Origin of the sequence: Streptomyces sp. TG1A-60, from assembly GCF_037201975.1 — a bacterium.
In the GTDB taxonomy this organism is placed as follows: domain Bacteria; phylum Actinomycetota; class Actinomycetes; order Streptomycetales; family Streptomycetaceae; genus Streptomyces.
Genome location: NZ_CP147520.1, coordinates 7628146 through 7649152, shown reverse-complemented (window position 1 = coordinate 7649152; position 21007 = coordinate 7628146). Strand labels below are relative to the sequence as shown.

Annotated in this window: 16 protein-coding genes and 3 pseudogenes; 6 read left to right on the top strand and 13 right to left on the bottom strand. The window is 71.3% G+C overall.

Annotated elements, in window-relative coordinates; translation table 11 throughout:
- The first annotated feature begins 30 nt into the window (after window positions 1–30).
- Both WBG99_RS33710 and WBG99_RS33705 read left to right on the top strand, forming a co-directional pair.
- The gene (locus WBG99_RS33710) at window positions 31–567 is read left to right on the top strand and encodes a DUF4232 domain-containing protein (protein ID WP_338899993.1); all 537 of its coding nucleotides are present in this window, start codon (window positions 31–33) and stop codon (window positions 565–567) included.
- A 162-nt stretch (window positions 568–729) separates the two neighbouring features.
- A complete protein-coding gene (locus tag WBG99_RS33705) occupies window positions 730–1830 on the top strand; it encodes a chemotaxis protein (RefSeq protein ID WP_338899992.1) in 1101 nt (366 codons plus the stop codon).
- Window positions 1831–1871: 41 nt separating this feature from the next.
- On the opposite strand, the gene WBG99_RS33700 is transcribed toward WBG99_RS33705, so the two are convergent.
- Window positions 1872–2285: an SsgA family sporulation/cell division regulator gene (locus tag WBG99_RS33700; RefSeq protein WP_338899991.1), complete on the bottom strand. Its 414-nt coding sequence runs from the start codon at window positions 2283–2285 to the stop codon at window positions 1872–1874.
- 478 nt (window positions 2286–2763) lie between these two features.
- Between WBG99_RS33700 and WBG99_RS33695 the strand changes: the two genes are divergently transcribed.
- Window positions 2764–4194 (top strand): SpoIIE family protein phosphatase, encoded by a 1431-nt coding sequence (locus tag WBG99_RS33695; RefSeq protein ID WP_338899989.1) that lies wholly within the window; start codon window positions 2764–2766, stop codon window positions 4192–4194.
- Between the two features lie 32 nt (window positions 4195–4226).
- On the opposite strand, the gene WBG99_RS33690 is transcribed toward WBG99_RS33695, so the two are convergent.
- Window positions 4227–5720 carry a hypothetical protein gene (locus tag WBG99_RS33690; protein WP_338899988.1) on the bottom strand — a complete coding sequence of 498 codons (1494 nt, stop codon included), beginning with the start codon at window positions 5718–5720 and terminating at the stop codon, window positions 4227–4229.
- Window positions 5721–5955: 235 nt separating this feature from the next.
- On the opposite strand from WBG99_RS33690, the gene WBG99_RS33685 reads away from it, so the two are divergent.
- The gene (locus WBG99_RS33685; protein WP_338899987.1) at window positions 5956–7098 is read left to right on the top strand and encodes an aminoglycoside phosphotransferase family protein; all 1143 of its coding nucleotides are present in this window, start codon (window positions 5956–5958) and stop codon (window positions 7096–7098) included.
- Window positions 7099–7383: 285 nt separating this feature from the next.
- On the opposite strand, the gene WBG99_RS33680 is transcribed toward WBG99_RS33685, so the two are convergent.
- Both WBG99_RS33680 and WBG99_RS33675 read right to left on the bottom strand, forming a co-directional pair.
- A complete protein-coding gene (locus WBG99_RS33680) occupies window positions 7384–7881 on the bottom strand; it encodes a hypothetical protein (RefSeq protein ID WP_338899986.1) in 498 nt (165 codons plus the stop codon).
- Between the two features lie 336 nt (window positions 7882–8217).
- The gene (locus tag WBG99_RS33675; RefSeq protein WP_338900576.1) at window positions 8218–8706 is read right to left on the bottom strand and encodes a CGNR zinc finger domain-containing protein; all 489 of its coding nucleotides are present in this window, start codon (window positions 8704–8706) and stop codon (window positions 8218–8220) included.
- A 3-nt stretch (window positions 8707–8709) separates the two neighbouring features.
- Between WBG99_RS33675 and WBG99_RS33670 the strand changes: the two are divergent.
- Window positions 8710–9387: pseudogene (locus WBG99_RS33670) on the top strand (transglutaminase-like domain-containing protein); the annotation flags it as partial.
- A gap of 84 nt (window positions 9388–9471) precedes the next feature.
- Here WBG99_RS33670 and WBG99_RS33665 read toward each other — a convergent pair.
- The 5 genes from WBG99_RS33665 to WBG99_RS33645 form a co-directional block, all read right to left on the bottom strand.
- Window positions 9472–9717, bottom strand: a complete 246-nt coding sequence (locus tag WBG99_RS33665; protein ID WP_338899985.1) for a DUF397 domain-containing protein — start codon at window positions 9715–9717, stop codon at window positions 9472–9474.
- Between the two features lie 82 nt (window positions 9718–9799).
- On the bottom strand, window positions 9800–10966 hold the full coding sequence (locus tag WBG99_RS33660) for a thiolase domain-containing protein (protein ID WP_338899984.1): 1167 nt from the start codon (window positions 10964–10966) through the stop codon (window positions 9800–9802).
- Window positions 10963–12039, bottom strand: a complete 1077-nt coding sequence (locus tag WBG99_RS33655) for a thiolase domain-containing protein (protein WP_338899983.1) — start codon at window positions 12037–12039, stop codon at window positions 10963–10965. The genes WBG99_RS33660 and WBG99_RS33655 overlap by 4 nt, the downstream gene beginning before the upstream one ends.
- Window positions 12036–12977, bottom strand: coding sequence for an OB-fold domain-containing protein (locus WBG99_RS33650; protein WP_338899982.1), 942 nt, complete (start codon window positions 12975–12977; stop codon window positions 12036–12038). The genes WBG99_RS33655 and WBG99_RS33650 overlap by 4 nt, the downstream gene beginning before the upstream one ends.
- A 136-nt stretch (window positions 12978–13113) precedes the next feature.
- Window positions 13114–13914 carry a crotonase/enoyl-CoA hydratase family protein gene (locus WBG99_RS33645; RefSeq protein ID WP_338899981.1) on the bottom strand — a complete coding sequence of 267 codons (801 nt, stop codon included), beginning with the start codon at window positions 13912–13914 and terminating at the stop codon, window positions 13114–13116.
- Between the two features lie 213 nt (window positions 13915–14127).
- Here WBG99_RS33645 and WBG99_RS33640 point away from each other — a divergent pair.
- Window positions 14128–15746, top strand: a pseudogene (locus WBG99_RS33640) (acyl-CoA synthetase).
- Window positions 15747–15824: 78 nt separating this feature from the next.
- On the opposite strand, the pseudogene WBG99_RS33635 reads toward WBG99_RS33640, so the two are convergent.
- From WBG99_RS33635 to WBG99_RS33620, 4 genes and pseudogenes are all read right to left on the bottom strand, one after another.
- Window positions 15825–16351 (bottom strand): annotated as a pseudogene (locus tag WBG99_RS33635) (alpha/beta fold hydrolase); the annotation flags it as partial.
- 62 nt (window positions 16352–16413) lie between these two features.
- Window positions 16414–17913, bottom strand: a complete 1500-nt coding sequence (locus WBG99_RS33630; protein WP_338899979.1) for an acyl-CoA synthetase — start codon at window positions 17911–17913, stop codon at window positions 16414–16416.
- Window positions 17914–18301: 388 nt separating this feature from the next.
- On the bottom strand, window positions 18302–19852 hold the full coding sequence (locus WBG99_RS33625) for an acyl-CoA synthetase (protein WP_338899978.1): 1551 nt from the start codon (window positions 19850–19852) through the stop codon (window positions 18302–18304).
- Window positions 19849–20961 carry a nitronate monooxygenase family protein gene (locus WBG99_RS33620; RefSeq protein ID WP_338899977.1) on the bottom strand — a complete coding sequence of 371 codons (1113 nt, stop codon included), beginning with the start codon at window positions 20959–20961 and terminating at the stop codon, window positions 19849–19851. Before WBG99_RS33620 ends, WBG99_RS33625 begins: the two co-directional genes overlap by 4 nt.
- Between the last annotated feature and the right edge of the window lie 46 nt (window positions 20962–21007).

Here is a 21007-nt window from a genome sequence, read left to right as displayed (position 1 = left end):
CGTACGTGACCAATACCGGGGAATTCACCGATGCGTATCCGTTCCGTCCTCACCCTCTCGACCGCGGCGACAGCCGGGGCCGCGCTGCTCCTCGCCGCCGCCCCGCAGGGTCTGGCCGCCCAGCCGGCCGCGAAGACCCCGGTCTGCAAGGCGAAGGTCCTGAAGCTGCGGGCCAAGCAGGCGAAGGACACGAGGGTCGTGCACATCAGCGTCGAGAACACCGGCACCCGCGCTTGCACGATCGACCGCCTCCCCGTCGTCACCTTCGGCGACCTCGACGGGGCGGCCCTGCCGGTGCCCTCGGGCGGGAGCGGCCCGTACCAGGTCGGCGCCGGGAGGACGGCGTACGCGGCGGTCCGTACGATCGCCGACCTCGAGGACCCACAGACGCGTCGCGTGAGCACCGTCACCGTGTCGGCCAACCCGGCCTACAACGGCCGTACCTTCACCGCGAAGCAGTTGGGCGCGGGCAAGAAGGTGAAGGTCTGGGAGCCGGTGACGACGTGGTGGAAGCCGTCCGAGGCCGCCGCCGACAGGGCGCTGAAGAAGGAGAAGGAAGTCGGCTGACCCTCGCGGCGGGCGCACACCACTGAATAGCCCGTCGGCGCGCACCTTCACCGGTGCGTGCCGACGGGCTCGATGCGTGCCGGCTCCGGCCCCCGAGGTGCCCGGACCGGCGGCCGGGTCACCCCGAATGCCCGACACGCCGATCAGTCCTATCGTGAAGGGATGGAGCATGCCCTCAGCCCCGCGACCCTCACCGAGCTGCGCCGTCCTCGGCCCTATCCCGCGGTGACGGTGCTGACGCCGACACACCGCCGGGAACCGGAGAACGCGCAGGATCCGGTCCGGCTGCGCAATGTGGTGGCCGAGGCCAGGAAGCGGCTGGAACACGACCCCGCGGTGACGCGTGAACGGCGGGGTGATGTCGTGGCACAGCTGGAGCAGGCGCTGGCCGAGGTGGACCTGGCGCACACCGAGGAGGGCCTGGTGATCTTCGCGGCGCCCGGTGAGCACCAGGTCTGGTCACTGGCCCGCCCGGTGCCGGAGCGGGTGGTGCTCTCCGACACCTTCCTCACCCGGAACCTGGTGGCCGCGCAGGCCGCCGAGCGGCCGTTCTGGGTGCTCTCGGTCTCCTCCGACCGGGTCACTCTGTGGAACGGCGGAGGCGGCCGTGTCACGGAGGCACACGTCGGTGGCTTCCCGCTGACCCGGGACCGCGACAACTTCGACGCCGAGCGGCAGGAGCGGATCGGCGACCTGCCGTCCGCCTTCCGCGACGAGGGCACCCGCCATTTCCTGCGCGCCGCCGACACCGCGCTGGCCGGTGTGCTGCGCACGCACGACCGGCCCCTGTATGTCACCGGCGAGACGGCGGCGCTGTCCCTGCTCGACGAGATCGGCACGGTCACCGAGGACGCCACCCGCCTCCCGCACGGCGGTCTCGCGCACGGCACCCCCGAGGCCGTGTGGCAGGCGGTCCGGCCCCTGGTCGCCGCCGAGGACCGCAGGAATCTCGACACGGTGGCTCGACGGCTCGAAGCGGCCCGCGGCCGCAAGGCGTTCGCGGCCGGGGTCGACGAGGTCCGGCAGAACGCGCGGGAGGGCCGCATCGAGCTCCTGGCCGTGGAGGAGAACTATCGGACGACCGTCCGCGCCGACGGCGGCGACGGCCATCTGGTCCCGGCCGAGAGCGACGATCCCGACGTCCGCGAGGACATCGTGGACGAGATCGTGGAGCAGTGCCTGAACACCGGCGCCGAGGTCCGCTTCGTCCCCGACGGCGCGCTCGGTGACGCCCGGGGCATCGCGGGCGTCCTGCGGTATTGAGCCCCGGGCCCGCACACACCGGAGTCCCGCCGAGGAAGACGTCAGACGCCGCCGAGGAGGGACGTCAGACCTCGGTCCACTGCCGGGCCCAGGTCCTCGCTTCCGGCCGCGACGACGGTGTAGCTGCACAGGAGGAAGCGCCACAGAGCCGCCGTCTCGAACCGGAGCAGGGCCAGACCGTACGGAGATCTCAGCTCCACCACCGTGCGGGAGCGGCCCGAGGGCCAGATCTGCACGTCCCCCGAGCCGGCGGGCGCCAGTACCCCTCCCTCCAGCAGGTCGCGGGAGAAGGTCCAGGTCACCATGGCGCCGCTCAGCGAGATGTCGGCCGGGAAGTCGAGGTGGACGGCCAGCGGATCGTCGGAGGAATAGCGCAGGCTCGCGGGCACGGGGATCTCCCGGTCCTCGGCGGTGACGAGGAGCGCGCGGGCGGGCTGTTCCAGCGTGACGGTCATCAACGGTCTCCGTTCGGGTGAAGCTCTTCTTCCGGTGCGGGCCGGCCGGTGCGCCGACGTGCCCCTTCGACCTCGCGGTGGGCTTTCGTACGGCGCGGCCATCTGGATTCGCACCTGTGACCCACATCACGCAATCCACGGCCCCGGACGCTTCCAGGAGTGCCGGGGCGGTCCGATTTACAGATGCCGCTCTCTGCAATCGGAGTGGGTCGCACATACGACCCTCGAACAGGGGAATGAAAGACATGTGACGTGCAGCCGACGGTCCGCCAAGTCACGTACGATCTCTGCGAGTTGACCCCTCCGGGCGTGCACCGGCCTGCCGCGGTGAACCCCACCCGCAAGGACGGTGGCATATGCCGGAAGCACCACCGTATCGTGTCTTGCCAAATCCCTTACAGCGCGTCGCGGGCTGTGCGACAGTCGTAATCGGCCCTTACGTCAGCGTTGGTCGTACCGTCCCCCATCGGAGTACGTGATGCCGTCCCATCTCTCTGCGGATCGTCCCGCCGCCCAGCCGCCCCGGCGCGGCACGGTCGACGCGCTCATCTCGCAGACACGGCGACTGCGGGGCGACGTGGACGCCGTCCGACGTGACGCGCCCGCCGACGGCGCGGACGCCGAGGGCCGGTGGCAGCGCGCGCTCTATGACCTGGCGCTGCATCAACTCGGGGACCTCGACGAGCACCTGGCGCAGCTGCGGGACGGGCCGGCCCTGCCGCCGGTCCCCGCGGTCACGGCCGACATCCCGGTCGCGCCGCCCCCGGCCCCCCGGCGTGAGTCACTGCTCAGCCGGGTCGGCAGCGCCGAATGGAACCTGCTGACGGACGAGGCGAGCTGGTCCGGGGAGCTGTACCAGATCCTCGGCCGCGACCCCGACGCCCCACCACTCACCCTGGACGAACTGCCGTCGCTGGTGCTCGACGAGGACCGGCCGAAGCTGACGGCGATGGTCACGGACTGTCTGATCGACGCCCAGCGCATCGACGGCGAGTTCCGGATCGCGCTCCCCGACGGCGGGGTGCGCACCGTACACATGATGGGCGAGCCCGTGCTCGACGACGACGGCGGTACGGCCTCGATGTGGGCCGTGCTGCGGGACGTCAGCGAACTGCGGCGCAGCCAGCGGACGGTGAGCGAGACCCGTGACTCGCTGCAGCGCCAACGGTACATCGCGCAGACCGAGCACCGGCTCGCGGTCGAACTGCAGGAGGCCGTGCTGCCGCCGTGGCGCGGCTCCCTGCGGCTCCCGTGCCAGGGCCCCGGAAATCTGGATCTGGCGGCGCACTACCTGCCCTGCGCGACGAGCGCGCTGATCGGCGGTGACTGGTACGACGCCCTTGAACTGCCGGGCGGCGAGAGCCTGTTGAGCGTCGGCGACCTCACCGGGAACGGCGTCACCGTCACCTCGGGCATGGCGATGCTGATCGGCGCGCTGCGCGGCATGGCGGTGGCGGGCAGCGAGCCGGGCCGGCTGATGGCCTGCCTCAACCAGTTACTGGACGCCACCGTGCAGCCGGCCCTCGGCAGCGCCGTCTGCTGCCGCTACCGGCCGGCGACCCGCACCCTCCTCTGGGCGCAGGCCGGGCACCCCGCCCCGCTGCTGTTCCGCGACGGGACGGGGCGTGCGCTGACAGCGCCGGACGGTGTACTGCTCGGAGCGACCTCGGGTGCCGTCTACGGACAGGCCGAAGTGACGCTCGAGCAGGGCGATCTGCTGCTCCTGCACACCGACGGACTGGTCCCCTGGCAGGACGGGGCCGCCGCCGTCCAGCGGCTGCTGGACCTGGCCCCACGGTTCGGCGAGGCGCGTACGGCCCAGGAGTGCGTACGGACGGTGGTGGAGGAGTTCGGCGAGACCGAGCGGGCGGACGACGCCTGTGTACTCGTCGCCAGGGTCAGTTCCTGAGGCGTCGTCACTGAGGCGTCGGTGCCTGACGGTCACGCCGGGGCGATGTCGCCCTTGTTCTTCGACTGGTTGGGCAGAGCGAGTTTGATCTCCTCCCGCAGGTCCTGGATCTTCGGATAGCTGGAGTACTGACCGGTGAGCCGGTACATCTGGCGCAGCCGGTCCCAGGTGCGATGGGACGAGTTGGAGCCCATCGCCGCGAGGGCGAGGCGGGCGTATCCGCTGGCCTGTTCCGGGTCGTCGGCGATGAAGCAGGCCGAGGCCATCGACAGGTAGTCGAAGATCTGCGACCTCTCCTGCGCATCGGTCCTGAGGTCCAAAGCCTTTTCCGCGTAGTGCCGGGCGTGCTTGGCCGCGGCCGGCTCGTGCTCCGAGAGGGTGCGGTAGGCCAGGGCCTGCATGCCGTAGAGGTCCGCCTCGTTGAACATCTGCATCCAGCTCGGTGGCGGCACGTCCCCCCGGTCGGAGACGAACAGGTCCTCGGCCTGTCCGAGGGTGCGGCGCATGGCCTGCCCCTTGCCCATGGAGGCCTGTGCCCAGGCCTCGACGGTGTAGAGCATGGCCTTGGTCCGTGGCAGCACCTGCTCGCCGGAGCCGGACTGGGCGAGCTTCATGAGGTCGAGAGCCTCGTCCGGTTTGCCGAGGTGCACCAGTTGTCTGGCCGCCCGGGAGAGGGCTTCGCCGGCGCGGGGCCGGTCACCGCCCTCCCTGGCGGCGTGGGCGGCGATGATGAAGTACTTCTGGGCGGTGGGTTCGAGGCCGACGTCGTGCGACATCCAGCCGGCGAGGACGGCGAGGTTGGCGGCGACGCCCCACAGGCGCCGCTGGAGAGGTTCGGGATGGCGGTAGGAGAGCATGCCTCCCACCTCGTTGAGCTGGCCCACGACCGCCTTGCGTTGCAGCCCGCCGCCGCGGGCCGCGTCCCAGGCCCGGAACACCTCGACCGAGCGCTCCAGTTCCTCGATCTCCTGCCACCCGATGGGGGCGGCCTCGTAGCGGTCGAATCCGGCGGGGTCGGCGTCCAGGGGGTCGTCGAGGTGGGGAGCGTCGGCCGCGAGGGCCGGATCGGTGTGCAGCCAGTCGTGCATGGCACTGCTGAGTGCTGGTCCCGCGGTGAGCGCGACGCCCGCACCCACCAAGCCGCGTCGGTTGAGCATGAGGTCCATTCCCGTGAATTCGGTGAGGACCGCGGCAGTCCGTTCGGGCGCCCACGGCACACCGTCGGGATGTTCCACATTCCCGCCGCCCTGCCGTTTCCCCGTACGCCCGTGCCGGACCAGCCCGAGGTCCTCGATGGTCACGACACGGCCGAGACGCTCGGTGAACAGCGCCGCCAGCACCCGCGGCACGGGATCGCGCGGGATCTCTCCCATGTCGATCCAGCGCCGCACCCGTGAGGTGTCGGTCGCCAGCTGGGGGTGGCCCATGGCCGCCGCCTGCCGGTTGACCAGCCTCGCGAGCTCTCCCTTCGACCAGCCGGCCAGGCCGAACAGGTCTGCGAGTCGGGTGTTGGGTTGTCCGCTCACGTCAAGCCCCCAGGTTCTCGGCTGAGTTGAATGTAGCCCGCTGTCAGTTGCTCGGGGACTATTCGCCAGGCTTCGCCAGGGTGCGCTACATGGTGTGCCATGGCTCATCCGGTGTCAGGTAGGAAAGCGCCACCCCGACCCGGTCGCCCGACGGGCACTCCCCAGGGTGTCCCCCGGACAGCCGGGGCGGGCAGCGCGTGACATCACAGGCACACGAAGGGATCTGTCTTCCCCCATGTACGCAGCATCGTCCTCCGTGTCCGCCCCACCCCGGTCGCTGCACCCCCGCCAGCCGGGCAGCGGCGGCCCCTATCTCGACCCCACGCGCACAGCGGCTCCGTTACTCGGTGCCGGCCGGCCCCGGCGCGCTCCGGGGCTCGGCACCCAGCCGCTCAGCGGGAGACTCGACTTGTCCGGCCCTCAGGGCGCGCAGCTGCGCACGGCGATCGCTTCGGTCCATCGCATCTGTCCGGAGTTCTCTCCGGTCCAGGTGCTGCGCCGCAGCGGCCGATCGGTGCTGCTCGTCGGTACGACAGGGCGCAGCACGGCCGTCGCCAAGTGTCTGCTGGATCATTCCCCCATCTGGGAGGAGCGGCTGCGGCACGAAATAGCCGCATACCGCTCGTTCGTCCGGCACCGCCCGCCGGTGCGGGCGCCGAGACTGATCGCGGCGGACCCGGACAACTGCACCTTGGTCATCGAGCGGATGCCGGGCCGGGTGGCCGCCCTGCAGCGGCATCCGGTGGAGGCGCCGCCGCGCGCCGACATCCGGGCGGCGCTCGGTGCGATCTGCCGGCTGAACGCGTGGCGGCCACCGGCGGGTACCTTCGACGCCCCGCTGAACTACGCGGAGCGGATCTCCCGTTTCCATGAGCTCGGTCTGCTGACCGACCGGGACATGGGCGATCTGCAGAAGCTCCTGCACGGCATCGCGCACGCGTCGGGCCGCCAGGGCATGGGCCAGTTCTGTCACGGCGACGCCCTGCTGTCGAACATCCTGCTCTCACCGGCCGGCCCAGTGCTGGTGGACTGGGAACACGCGGGCTGGTATCTGCCGGGGTACGACCTGGCGACACTGTGGGCGGTGCTGGGGGACGCCCCGGTGGCGCGGCGCCAGATCAGTCAGCTGGCGCAGTCGGCGGGACCGGCCTCGCGGGACGCGTTCCTGGTGAACCTGATGCTCGTACTGACCCGTGAGATCCGTACCTACGAGACAGCCGTGCAGCGTTCGATGCACGAGGCGACCCCGGCGGCACCGGGCCCGGCCCACCCGGCTACTGCGCCGTCCGGCGAGGAACAACGGCTGCTGCTCAGGCGGCTGCACGACGACTGCCAGCTGGCCCGCAAGGCCGTACGGGCGGCGGTCGGCACTCGCTGAGGGGAGACGGAGGTTCGCGGTGTGCCCTGGACAGGGGCGCGGCGCGGACCTTCGGCGTGGCAGCCGACCTTCGCGATGACAGAGGCGGGCAGTACACCTGGGGAAAGCGGACACAAGGTCGTGGTCGGCGCCGTCCTGTACCACCAGATCCAGTTCGGCCACCGGGTGGCGTTCGTGAGAGCTGCGGACGTGCGGGGGCTGCCGGCTGTGTGAGGGCCGCCGCGACAAGCGCGAGGGCCGGGTTCGCGCCCGGCCCTGGTGTCCTTTGTTCCCTCAGTCGTTCCCTCAGCCCTGCTGGAACAGCTCCGCCGGGAGCGGCTTGAGCAAGGTGTACAGGTCGTCGGTGATGGGGCGGTCCCAGGCTGCGATGGTCACCAGGACGTTGTCGCTGCGGTCGAACTGGACGCAGGAGATCCGGGACTCGGAGAGCTTGAGGCGGCGGACGATCAGGAGGTTGTCGCCCTGCATCACCGGGACGTCCTCGGACCCGACGACGGTGATGTCCTCCTCGTTCTCCAGCGCGATCAGCATCTGGGCCACCTCGAAGGGGATCTCGCCCTCGGCGACCTCGCGTGCCGGGGAGCCCTCCGGGAGATTGCCGATGATCATCGCGGGGCCGCGACCGCCGTAGAGGTCGTACCGCAGGAAGACACCCTGGCAGCTGCCGTCGGGGGCGGGCAGCAGACCGGCGCCGAGATTGCCCGGCCAGTCACCCGGGTCCATGGCCAGTACGTCGAAGTCGGGCCCGGCGGGGGTGGCACTGCGGCGGCGGAGGAAGGACATGCCGCCATGGTACGTGCCGGAAGGGGCTCGGTGTCGGGTGGGCGAGGCTCTTGCGGGGGCCGGTCCGGTGGGCGGTGCGGCCACCTGTTCGGCCGCCGTTCGCCCGGTGGCGGTGTCCGTGCCGGCCTACCCGTGAATCCCCTGGAGGGAGGGGTCCCGTTGTGCTCGTCGACGCGCGGTCCGCGGCGATATCTGCCAGGAATCTTGAGCGCGGACGGTGGTGTGAACTCACCGGCCGAGGGCGAAGTGCAGTCCGCACCAGGCACGCGACGCCGCGTCGACCGGCGTCGGTTCGCTCCGTCGCTCGTGGCGAGCCCGGCGGGGCTCGGTCGGCGGTCAGCGGCCGGCCTGTCGGGCGGGCGGCTGACCGACGGCCTTCCTGCGCCGTTCGTGGTGGCGGGCGACGCGGGCACGGTTGCCGCAGGAGGGCTTGCACCATTCCTGGCGGGGGTGCTCCTTGAGGAAGTAGCGCACGCAGCGCGGTGCGTGGCAGGCCCGCAGCCGTTGACGTTCGGGGCTCGCGAGGAAGGCGAGGGCGGCGCGGGCGAGGACGGCGGTCAGCGGGTCCTCGCCGGTGGCGGGCTCGTGGCGTACGACGGGCTCGGCGCCGGGACTCCAGGAGAGCACCGGGCCGGTCGGGACCAGGGCGGCGGCCCGGTTGAGCCGCTCCAGGGCCTCGGGGACCGGCAGCAACCGGGCGGCGTCGGCCGGGCTGGGCTCGCCGGGGCCGACGGCGCGGGCGAACAGGGCGCGAACGGCGGCGCGGAGATCACGGACGGCGGCGAGCGCGGCCTCGTCGGCGAGGAAGCCGTCGGCGGTCCGCAGGACGTCGTCGAGCGGAACGACGCGCCACTGTCACAGCGCCGCGAGCCCGGGGACCGTTTCGTCGGTGTGTGCCGCGACTTCGCGCTGCTGCACTGCTCGCTCCTGCGCCACCTGGGAGTGCCCGCCCGACTGCGGTCCGGATTCGCCGCCTATTTCGGGGACGACGGATTCCACTGCGACCACGTCGTCACCGAGTACTGGGACCCGGGACGGGGCTGGCTGTTCGCCGACGCGCAGCTGCTGGAGCCCTTGATCGTCGACGCCTGGAAGATCGACTTCGATCCGATGGACGTGCCGCGCGACCGCTTCCTCGTCGCGGGCGAGGCCTGGCGTGCCATCCGGGCCGGTGAGGCGGACCCCAGGACGTTCGGCCTGCACCCGCCGCGGGAGGGGCCGATGTACGGGGAGTGGTTCGTGGCGGGCAACGTCCGGCTCGACCTCGCGGACCTGAACAAGGTCGAGACGCTGCTGTGGGACATCTGGGGAACGGAGACCGAGGCAGGCCAGCAACTCGTGGACCCGGTCCGCGAGCTGTACGACCAGGTCGCGTCGGTGGCGGGCGACGAGGTGGACTTCGCCGCGGCCCGCGCGTTGTTCGCGGGTCACGAAGGGCTGCGGACGCCGAGGACCGTGTTGTCCCGGGCTCCGTACAACGGCCCGCGAGAGGTCACTCTCCGCTGACGGCCCCGTCGCGCCGTGCCGTCCTTCTCCCTCCTTGCCGGTGGGCTGCTCCGGCCGTCCACCGGCGGGACCCGTGCGGCCCGCTCAGGTCAGGTCGAACTCGCCCTCGCGGGCCCCCGACACGAAGGCGCCCCACTCGGCGGGAGTGAAGATCAGTGAGGGGCTCTCGGGGCTGCCGCTGTTGCGCATGGCGATGAAGCCCTCGACGAAGGCGATCTGGACATCTCCCCGTCCCTGGCTGCTGGACCTCCAGTCCGCGTTGCTGAGGTCCAGTTCCGCCGGCTTGTGCCAGCCGTCGAGCGATCGCTGCTCCATGGTGCTCTCGGCCACGTCCGTGCTCCTCCCGGTTCGTCGTCCGCCCGCCAGACTAGCGATCGACCACCACCGCCGACAGGCCACGTGAGCGGGAGGTTCAGGAGGTGGGCGGCTCGGCGCCCACGAGCCACATCGAGAAGAACTGCGATCCGCCGCCGTAGGCGTGCCCGAGCACCCGGCGGGCGCCGTCGACCTGGTGCTCTCCCGCGAGCCCCCGCACCTGGAGCGCCGCCTCCGCGAAACGGATCATGCCGGACGCGCCGATGGGGTTGGTGGACAGCACTCCGCCGGACATGTCGACCGGAAGATCCCCGTCCAGCTCGGTGACGCCCGACTCGGTGAGTTTCCAGCCCCCGCCCTCGTCGGCGAAGCCGAGGTTCTCCAGCCACATCGGCTCGTACCAGGAGAACGGCACGTACATCTCCACCGCGTCGATCTCCCGGCGCGGGTCGGCGATGCCCGCCTGCCGGTACACGTCGGCCGCGCAGTCCCGGCCCGCGCGCGGCGAGACGCTGTCCTTGCCGGCGAACAGCGTCGGTTCACTGCGCATCGCGCCGCCGTGCATCCACGCGGCGGGGCGGGGCGCTCGCGCCGCGCCCGCACGGTCGGTGAGGACCATCGCGACGGCCCCGTCGGAGGACGGGCAGGTCTCCGAGTAGCGGATCGGGTCCCACAGCATGGGCGAGGCCTGGACCTTCTCCAGGGTGATGTCGTGCTCGTGCAGGTGGGCGTAGGGGTTCTTCAGCGCGTTGCGGCGGTTCTTGTACGCCACCAGGGAACCGACCGTGTCGGGTGCGCCGCTGCGCCGCATGTACGCCCGGACGTGCGGGGCGAAGAAGCCGCCCGCGCCGGCCAGCAGCGGCTGCTGGAAGGGGATCGGCAGGGAAAGGCCCCACATGGCGTTCGACTCGGACTGCTTCTCGAACGCCAGGGTCAGCACGGTGCCGTGGACGCGGGCGGCGACCAGGCTCGCGGCCACCAGCGCGGTCGATCCGCCGACCGAGCCCGCCGTGTGCACCCGCATCATGGGCTTGCCGACCGCGCCGAGCGCGTCCGCGAGGTACAGCTCGGGCATCATGACGCCCTCGAAGAAGTCGGGCGCCTTGCCGATGACGACGGCCTCGATGTCGGCCCACGTCAACTCGGCGTCGTCGAGGGCCCGTCGGGCGGCCTCGCGGACGAGCCCGGCGATCGACACGTCCCGGCGGGCCGCCACGTGCTTGGTCTGGCCGACTCCTACGACGGCCACGGGCTCCTTGCTCATCGTGGATCCCCTTCGAGTACGGCGACCAGGTTCTGTTGCATACAGGGCCCGGACGTGGCGTGGGCGAGCGCCCGGTCGGACTCGCCCCGGTGGATGCGGGCGGCGGCCTCACCGATCCTGAGGAGCCCGGCGGCCATGACCGGGTTGGCGGCCAGGGCCCCGCCCGACGGGTTGACGCACACGCCGTCGTCGAGCCCCAGCACCTCACGCAGGATCACCTCCTGGGAGCTGAACGGGGCATGCAACTCGGCCGTGTCCACGGGCCGTTCGAAGGCCCCGGCCCGCTCGGCGGCGAGTCGGGCGGACGGCGAGTCGGTCAGATCGCGTACGCCGATGCCATGCGCCTCGATGCGGTGGTCGATGCCCCGGATCCACGCGGGCCGCTCACACAGTTCCCGGGCCCGCTCCCCCGCCGCGAGGACCACGGCGGCGGCCCCGTCACCGATGGGCGGGCAGTCCCCGGTGCGCAACGGCCGTACGAGGTACTCGCCCTGCGGCACCGAACCTCTCAGCTGCGCATGGGGGTTGGCGACGGCGTCCGCGCGGCTGCGCGCCCCGACCGCCGCCAGCGCCGACTCGTCCGCCCTGCCGGCGTCGATGAGCGCCTGGGCCTGGAGGGCGGCGAGGGCGACGGAGTCGGGCCACAACGGCGCCACGTAGTACGGGTCGAGCTGCCGGGTCAGGACATCGCGTACCGAGCCCGGCGAGGACTTGCCGTACGAGTAGACGAGCGCGGTGTCGGCGTCCCCGGTCCGGAGCTTCACCCAGGCCTCGTACAGCGCCCACGCCCCGTCCATCTCGACGTGCGACTCGGAGATCGGCGGCCAGGCGCCCACGCCGTCGAGGGCGAGGGTGAAGGAGAAGGCCCGGCCGGCGAGGTAGTCGCTGGAGCCGGAGCAGGTGAAACCGATGTCGGCGGTCTTGAGCCCGGTCCGGTCCAGGACCGCGTGGAGCACCGGCATGAGCATCTCCACCTCGGAGGACTCGTCGCTGGTGCGCCGGTGGTCGGTCTGGGCGAAGGCGACGACGGCGATGTCACGTACGCCCGCGGCTCGTGGATCCTCGCGCGTCACAGCAGCTCCTTGTAGGTGTCGTAGTCCGCGTCGGGTTCGCCGGTGGGCCGGTAGTGGTCCGGATATCGGCCTCCCTCCGTCCACACCGGCTCCACGCGAAGTCCCATGCGCACCTGGTCGTAGGGGATGCCGGCGATACGGCCGTGCAGGGCGAGGCCGGCGCCGTCGAGGGCGATGTGGGCGTAGACGTAGGGAACTTCTATGTCCAGGTTCTTCGCCTTGATGTTGACGATGCAGAACGTGGTGACCGTGCCGCCCGGCCCGACCTCCACCTGCTCGGCCGTCGCCACCCCGCAGGTGGGACAGGCGCCCCTCGGCGGTACGTACACCTTGCGGCAGGACGGGCAGCGCTCGCCGACGTTGCGGCGCTCGGCGAGGGCGTTGATGTAGCCGGTCTGGGCGCGGCCGGGCGAGTAGGTGTAGTCGAGGCGGGCGGGGGCGACGATTCCGGTGACCGGGTTCTCGAACTCACCGTCGCTGCCCGCCAGTTGCGCGGCTTCTCCGGCGTACGGCTCGAAGCAGGCGATGTCCGTGATGGCACCCTCGCGTTCTTCCGCCCAGCGGACACGCACCCGCATGCCGGTGTGTACGGCGTCCGGGCCGGGGGCGTCGAGGGCGTGGAGCAGGGCCGTGTCGGCGCCGTCGAGCCGCACCAGAACCCAGGCGAAGGGGGTGGCGAGCGGCTGGCCCCGGCGTGGCTCGTGGTTCCAGGCCCAGGTGGTGACGCTGCCGGTGGGCGCGACCTCCACCAGGTCGCGGATCTCCTCGGCGGTGACGGGGTCGTACTCGGCGGGCGGCACGAGCACCCGCCCGTCCCCGGCGCGAACACCGAGGACGACACGCTCGCGCAGCCCGGTGAGGAAGGCGCTCTGGACAGGCCCGACGGAACGGGTAAAGGGAAACTCAACGGTGAGGGGTGCCTTGAGGACTGCGGACATCGAGGTCTTCCTCCTTCACAGGGGGCGCCGGGTGCGCCCCGTCAGGGGCTCGGGGCCGCGTCACGGTGCGGCTCCGTCGCGTGGGCGCGACCAGCCGCGAACGGCCCGCGGCCACCGCGACAGCCCGGCGGGCCTCCTACGCGCGCTTGTAGACGGGGGGCCGCTTCTCGGCGAAGGCACGAGCCCCTTCCTTGGCATCATCGGTGTCGAAGATCGGCCACCCCCGCCTGAGTTCGGCGGCCAGGCCATCCGATTCGGTCATCTCGGCCGTCTCGTACACGGACGCCTTCACGGCCTCCACGGCCAGCGGCCCGCAGGCGTTGATCCGCTCGGCGATCTCCAACGCCTTCGTCAAGGCCGTGCCGTCCGGTACGACATGGCCGATCAGCCCGATGCCGGCGGCCTCGCGCGCGGGGTACGGCCGCCCGGTGAGCAGCATCTCCAGGGCGTGGGTGCGCGGGATCTGCCGCTGGAGACGGACCGTGGAGCCGCCGATCGGGAAGAGGCCGCGTTTGACCTCGAAGAGACCGAACGTCGCCGACTCGGCCGCGACCCGGATGTCGGTGCCCTGGAGGATCTCTGTGCCGCCCGCGACGCAGTGTCCTTCGACTGCCGCGATCACCGGTTTGCGCGGCCGGTGGTGGCGGAGCATCGCCTTCCAGTGCAGATCGGGGTCGGCCTTGAGCCGGTCCCGGTACCGCTGCCCCTCCATGCCCTTGCCCGCGAGGGACTTGAGGTCCATTCCGGCGCAGAAGGCACCGCCGGCTCCCGTGAGGACGATCGAGCGGACCGTGTCGTCCTCGTCGGCCTCGGCCCAGCCGTCGTGGAGACCGACGAGCATCGGCAGCGAGAGCGCGTTCTTGGCCTCGGGCCTGTTGAGCGTGAGCACCAGTGTGGCGCCTTCGCGCCGCACGGTCAGGTGTTCCGTACCACCCATCGCTTCCTCCCGTCCGGCAGAGCGAGCACGGGTTCCGTCACCGGAACGAGAACAGGTTGCAGGAGGCGAGGGGCCAGTACAAGGCTTTTCTGACACACAGTCAGATTTCTTCGGCGCGAACCCTTCACAGTCACGCCGCCCTTTGCTCTGATGACCGGCGAGCCGACCGTCACGAGGCACCTGTGGGGCACGCCCGGGGTCAGGAGGAGCACGGTGGAGTACAACCTTGCCGACCTGTTCGAGTCGGTCGTCGACGCGGTTCCCGACCGGGCGGCGCTGGCCTGCCTGGACATCCCCGGTTCGGGCGCCGAGCGCCGGCTCTCCTATGCGGAGCTGGACGCGGCGGCGAACCGGATCGGGCACCATCTCCTCGGCAGCGGGATCAAGCCCGGTGAGCATGTGGGACTGCACCTCTACAACGGCGTCGAGTATCTGCAGACGGTGCTCGGGTGCCTCAAGGCGCGGATCGTGCCGGTCAACGTCAACTACCGCTACGTGGAGGAGGAGTTGGTCTATCTCTACCGGGACGCGGATCTGGTGGGTCTCGTCTTCGACGCGGAGTTCACCGAGCGGGTGGCGAAGGCACGGCCGCGGGCGGAGAAGCTGCGGCATCTGGTGCGGGTGGGGACCCTCTCGCCCGACGTGCCCGCGCTCCCCGTCGTGGACTTCGCCGAGGCCGAGGCCTCCGGATCCGCCGGGCGGGGCTTCCCGGCACGCTCGGGTGACGACCAGTTCATCATCTACACCGGCGGCACCACGGGCATGCCCAAAGGGGTGATGTGGCGTCAGGAAGACCTGTTCTTCTCCGGGTTGGGCGGCGGCGCGCCGACCGGGGAGCCGGTGATGGCGCCGGAGGAGCTGGCCGAGCGGGTCGTGGCCGGTGGTGACGGGATCACCTTCTTCCCCACGGCCCCGCTGATGCACGGCACATCCACGCTCACGGCGTTCATCGGGTTCAACTTCGGCCAACGGGTCGTGATCCACCGCAAGTTCGTGCCCGAGGAGGCCCTGCGGACCATCGAGAGGGAGAAGGTCACCAGTGTGTCGCTGGTGGGCGACGCGATGCTGCGCCCGCTCATCGACGCGCTGAACGGCCCGATGAGGGGCACGGACTGCTCGTCCCTGTTCAGCGTGTCGTCCTCCGGCGCGATCATGTCGGAGACGGTCCGGCGGCAGTTCCAGGCGCTGGTGCCGAACGCGATGCTGCTGAACAACTTCGGTTCGTCGGAGTCCGGCTTCAACGGCACGGCGACGGAGGTCTCGGGCGCGGGCGACGGTTTCCGTATCCGCGTCCACTCCCGTACGCAGGTCGTGGATCCGGCGACGTACGAGCCCGTCCCGGCCGGCGTGCCGGGCCGGGTCGCCCAGCGCGGCCATGTCCCCCTCGGCTACTACAACGACCCGAAGAAGACCGCCGAGACCTTCTTCGAGCGGGACGGTGAGCGCTGGGTGCTGCTCGGTGACATGGCAACCGTCGACGAGCAGGGCGTCGTCACGGTCCTCGGCCGGGGCTCGCAGTGCATCAACACCGGCGGCGAGAAAGTGTACCCGGAGGAGGTCGAGCAGGCGCTCAAGGCCCATCCGGACGTGTACGACGCGCTGGTCGCCGGAGTGCCGGACGCCCGTTGGGGCAGCCATGTCGCGGCCGTGGTGCAGCTGCGCGAGGGCGCCGCGCGGCCGTCCCTGGAGGACATCCAGACCCACTGCCGTACCCGCCTGGCCGGGTACAAGATCCCCGTCAGCTGGTCCTCGCCGACACCATCCAGCGCTCGCCCAGCGGCAAGGCGGACTACCGGTGGGCGCGGTCGGTGGCGGTGGCGGCGGATCGCTGAGAGCGTCCCGCGGCCGAGGCGGCCTCCCGGATCGGGTGGTGGTCCGCCTCGGCCACCGGATCGAGCGGGGTCGTCTCAGCGGCCGTAGAAGAAGGGCATCATGTCGTCGTGGAAGGGGCCCCGCCCGGTCCATGCCGCCTCGTAGGCCGGGTACGCCTCGGCGAACCACGGTTCGTCCTCGCGGAGGCGGGCGGCGGCGAGGCGGTCCTCCACGGTCACCGGAAGTCCTGCGGCCCAGGGGGTCGCGGCGATCAGCGCCAGGCGGGACACCCGGTGCGGGTACCGGGCCGCGTAGAGCATGGCGAGGTTGCCGCCGGCCGAGTGGGCGAGCAGGTCCATGCGCTCAGGCCCAGCCGGACGCGGAGTGCCTCCACGTCGTCGACCTGCCGGTCGCACCGGTAGGTCGCCGGATCGGCGGGCAGGGCGGAGTCGCCCGTGCCCCTGAGGTCGAGCAGCACCAGGCGCCGGTGGGCGGCGAGACCGCCCAGATCGCCCAGATAGGCGGAGGCGCGCATGGCTCCGCCGGGGAGGACGATCAGGGGGTCCCCCTCGCCGCGCAGGTGGAAGGCGAGTTCGGTTCCGTCGGGTGCGGTGAGGATCGGCATGGCGTCGATCCTCATGTCCGGGCGTCCCCCACCGCAACGCAGCTGGCCGGCGAGCGCGGAGGTCAGGCTTCCGCGAAACGGTCCCGCAGCTCCCGCTTGAGGATCTTCCCGCTCGCGTTGCGCGGCAGCTCGTCCACGAAGAGAACCTTCTTCGGTGCCTTGAAGTGCGGCAGCTTCTCGCGGGCGTGGGCGACGAGTTCGTCCTCCGTGGCCTCGCCCCGTCGGACGACGACGGCGGTGACGGCCTCGATCCAGCGGTCGTCGGGCAGGCCGATCACCGCGACCTCGGCGACCTGGTCGTGGGTGTGGAGTGCGTCCTCGACCTGGCGCGAGGCGATCAGCACACCACCGGAGTTGATGACGTCCTTCACCCGGTCGACGATGGTGAAGAACCCGTCGGCGTCGCGCACGGCGAGGTCACCGGAGTGGAACCAGCCGTCGCGGAAGGCCTCGGCGGTCTCCTCCGGCTTCTGCCAGTAGCCCTCACACAGTTGCGGCGACCGGTAGACGATCTCACCGGGAGTGCCGTCGGGCACCTCCTCGCCCTCCTCGTCGACGACCCGGGCCTCGACGAACATGACGGGGCGTCCGCAGGAGTCCATGCGGCCCTTGTGCTCGTAGGGCCCGAGGACCATGGACAGCGGGCCGATCTCGCTCTGGCCGAAGCAGTTGTGGAAGGCGAGCCTGGGCAGGCGCTCCTTGAGCCGTTCGAGGACGGGCACCGGCATGATCGACGCACCGTAGTACGCCTTGCGCAGCCCGCCGAGGTCTCGGGTGTCGAAGTCGGGGCGGTCGGCCAGGCCGATCCAGACCGTGGGAGGCGCGAAGAGGCTGTCGGCGCGGCCCTCCTCCACCAGGTCGAAGATCCGGTCGCCGTCGGGTGCGTCGAGGATGGTGTTCGTGGCGCCGACCGCGAGGTACGGCACCAGGAAGACGTGCAGCTGCGCGGAGTGGTAGAGCGGCAGGGAGTGCACCGGCAGGTCGCCCGCCTGGAGGTCGAGGGCGGTGATCGCGCTGAGGTACTCGTGCACCAGGGCGCGGTGCGTCATCATCGCGCCCTTGGGCAGCGCGGTGGTGCCGGAGGTGTAGAGGAGCTGGACCAGGTCCTCGGCGGCGGGCTCCTCCCCGTCGTACGGCTCCGTGGCGCGAATGCGCCCGAGGAGCGAGTCGTCCGCGTCGCGCAGCGGCAGGGTGCGGGGGCCGTCGGGGAGGTTCCCGGCGAGGTCCGGGTCGGTCAGGACGAGCGTGCTGCCGGACTGGTCGAGGAGGTACGACAGGTCGTCGCCGGTGAGGTTCTGGTTGACCGGTACGTGGACCAGGCCGGCGCGGGCGGCGGCCAGGAAGGCGATGAGGTAGGCGTCCGAGTTGTGACCGTAGGCGGCGACCCGGTCGCCCGGCCGGAGTCCGGTGTCACGCAGGGCGCGGGCGGCGCGGGAGACGGCGTCGTCCAACTCGGCGTAGGTCCAGGACCGTTCGCCGTAGTGGATCGCGACGCGGGCGGGGGTGCGCCGGGCGCTGCGTCGCAGCGTCCCGTCGACCGTCACGCTGCGACCAGCCGTCATGATGTCCGCTCCTTCGTCCACGGTTGTGAGGCGATCCTCGGCCGGTCGCACGAGCGAGGTCAAGCGCACGACCCGCATGTCCGCCGATCCGGCGCACATGGCGGGAAGTGGCTCAACCTCGCCCCGGCGCGAGTCAGCCAGAGGGAAGATCAATCACTTGTATGGACTACGCGCTTACGTTCCGACACGCTCAACCGTCCCTCCCTCACTGCCCCGGGGCGCGCTGCCCTTCGACCGGTTCTGGCGGCGGCTGAACGCGTGGTGCCGCGCGCGGTTGTGGAAGGTGCCCTTCTCGGCTGCGGACCCGGTCACCACCGGGCACACGCCGGACGGCACCCCGCCTCGGCATCGACACCACGGTGCCGCACTCTGTCCGCGTCGGGGCCCGTCACACGGTCCGCTCGCGGCCCTCCCAGTACGGCTCCCGCAACCGCCGTTTGTAGAGCTTTCCGTTGGGGTCACGGGGCATCGCCTCGGTGAAGTCGACGCTCTTCGGCCGCTTGTATCCGGCGAGTCGACGGGCGCAGTGGGCGAGGATCTCCTCGGCCAGCGCCGGTCCCGGGGTGAAGCCGGGGGCGGGTTCGACCACGGCCTTGACCTCCTCGCCCCAGTCGTCGTGCGGGATGCCGAAGGCGGCGGCGTCGGCGACGGCGGGGTGGGTGAGGAGGGCGGCCTCGATCTCGGCGGGGTAGATGTTGACGCCGCCCGAGATGATGAGGTCGATCTTGCGGTCACGGAGGAAGAGGTAGCCGTCCTCGTCGATGAGGCCGAGGTCGCCGACGGTGAAGAAGTCGCCGATACGGTTCTTCCGCGTCTTGCCCTCGTCCTTGTGGTACGAGAAACCGCCGGTGCTCATCTTCATGTAGACGGTGCCGAGTTCGCCGGGTGGCAGCCGGTTGCCGTCGTCGTCGAAGACGGCGAGTTCGCTGATGGGCCAGGCTCTGCCGACCGTGCCGGGCCTCTTCAGCCAGTCCTCGGCGGTCGCGAAGGCACCGCCGCCCTCACTGGCCGCGTAGTACTCCTCGACGCACTCGCCCCACCACTCGATCATGGCCCGCTTCACATGGTCGGGGCAGGGCGCGGCCCCGTGGATGGCGTGCCGCATGGACGACACGTCGTAGCGGGCGCGCGCCTCCCGGGGAAGGGCGAGGAGCCGGTGGAACTGTGTGGGAACCATGTGGGTGTGCGTGCAGCGGTGCGCGTCGATGGCGCGCAGCATCCCCTCGGGCGTCCACTTGTCCATGAGGACGATCCGGTGCCCGATGTGCAGGGACGCGCCCGCGAACTGCAGGACGGCCGTGTGGTAGAGCGGCGAGCACACCAGGTGGACGTTGCCGTCGAACGGCTGGATGCCGAAGATGCCGAGGAAGCCGCCGAGGTAGGACTCCTCCGGGAGCTTTCCGGGCAGTGGGCGGCGGATGCCTCGGGGGCGGCCGGTGGTGCCGGAGGTGTAGTTCATGACCCAGCCGAGGGTGCGGCCCGCGGGCGTCGACTCGGGCTGCCCGTCGAGGAGTTCGGCGTACGGACGGAAACCCTCGACCGTGCCGACCGCGTACCGGTGGCGCCCGGGAAGCCGGGCTTCGTCGGCGGCGTGCCGGGCGGCGTCGGCGAACCGTTCGTGCGCGATGAGCACCTTGGCGCCGGAGTCGGAGACGATCCAGGCGATCTCGGGCCCCACGAGATGGTGGTTGACGGGGACGAGGTAGAAGCCGGCCTGGGTGGCGGCGAGGTACGCGGTGAGGAACTCGACGCTGTTGGGCAGGACGACCGCGAAGGCGTCGCCGCGTTCGAGTCCGACGGCGCGCAGCCCGTGCACAAGACGGTTGGTCGCGGCGTGCAGGCGTCCGGCGGTCCATTCCTCCCCGTCGGGGGCGATCATCACCGTGCGGTCGGGATCGGCGGTGGCCTGGGCCCAGAAGCCCTGGGGCGCTTGGGTCACTGTTCCTCGCTCCTTCCGGCGATGCGGTTGACGCGGTTCACGGCCTCCTCGAAGCCGCGGGTGAGGTCGTCGAAGACGGCCTGGACGCTGCGCTCGCTGTTCATCCGGCCCACGATCTGCCCGACCGGGGTGCCGAGCAGGGGCTCCACCTCGTACTTCTGGATGCGGGAGACCGCCTCGGCGACCAACAGCCCCTGGAGGGGCATGGGGAGGGTGCCGGGTCCGGCGGGGTCGTCCCAGGCGTCGGTCCATTCGGTACGGAGCTGGCGTGCGGGTTTGCCGGTGAGGGCGCGGGAGCGGACGGTGTCTCCGGAACCGGCGGCGAGCAGCTTCTCGATCAGCCGGGGCGAGGGCAGTTCGGCCTCGGTGGTGGTCAGCCAGAGCGAGCCGAGCCAGACGCCCTGGGCGCCGAGCGCGAGGGCGGCGGCCACCTGCCGTCCGCTGCCGATGCCGCCGGCGGCCAGGACGGGCAACGGGTCGACGGCGTCGACGACTTCGGGGGTCAGCACCATGGAGGCGATCTCGCCGGTGTGACCGCCGGCCTCGTAGCCCTGGGCGACGACGATGTCGATACCGGCCTCGGCGTGCTTGCGGGCGTGCCGGGCGCTGCCGGCGAGCGCGGCGACGAGCACGTCCTGTTCGTGGGCGCGTCGGATGACGTCGGCGGGCGGCGAGCCGAGGGCGTTGGCGAGCAGCCGGATCGGGTAGTCGAAGGCGACGTCGAGCTGATTGCGGGCGACCTGCTCCATCCAGCCGGTGATACGCCAGCCGGAGGCCTCCCCCTCGGCGAGTTCGGGTACGCCGTATCTGGCGAGGGTGTCCTTCACGAACTGGCGGTGGCTCTCGGGGATCATCGCCTCGACGTCGGCCTCCGTCACGCCCTCGACCTTCTTGGCCGGCATGACGACGTCCAGGCCGTACGGATTGCCGTCGACGTGCGCCTCGATCCAGTCGAGGTCCCGTTTGAGGTCGTCGGGGGCCGTGTAGCGGACCGCGCCGAGCACCCCGAAGCCGCCGGCCCGGCTGATGGCCGCGGCGACGGCGGGGAACGGCGTGAAGCCGAACACGGCGTACCGGACTCCGAGTCTGTTGCTCAGCTCCGTCTGCATGGGCGCAGGATGCCGTAGTCCTCCGGACGAGGGAAGGGATTCTCTG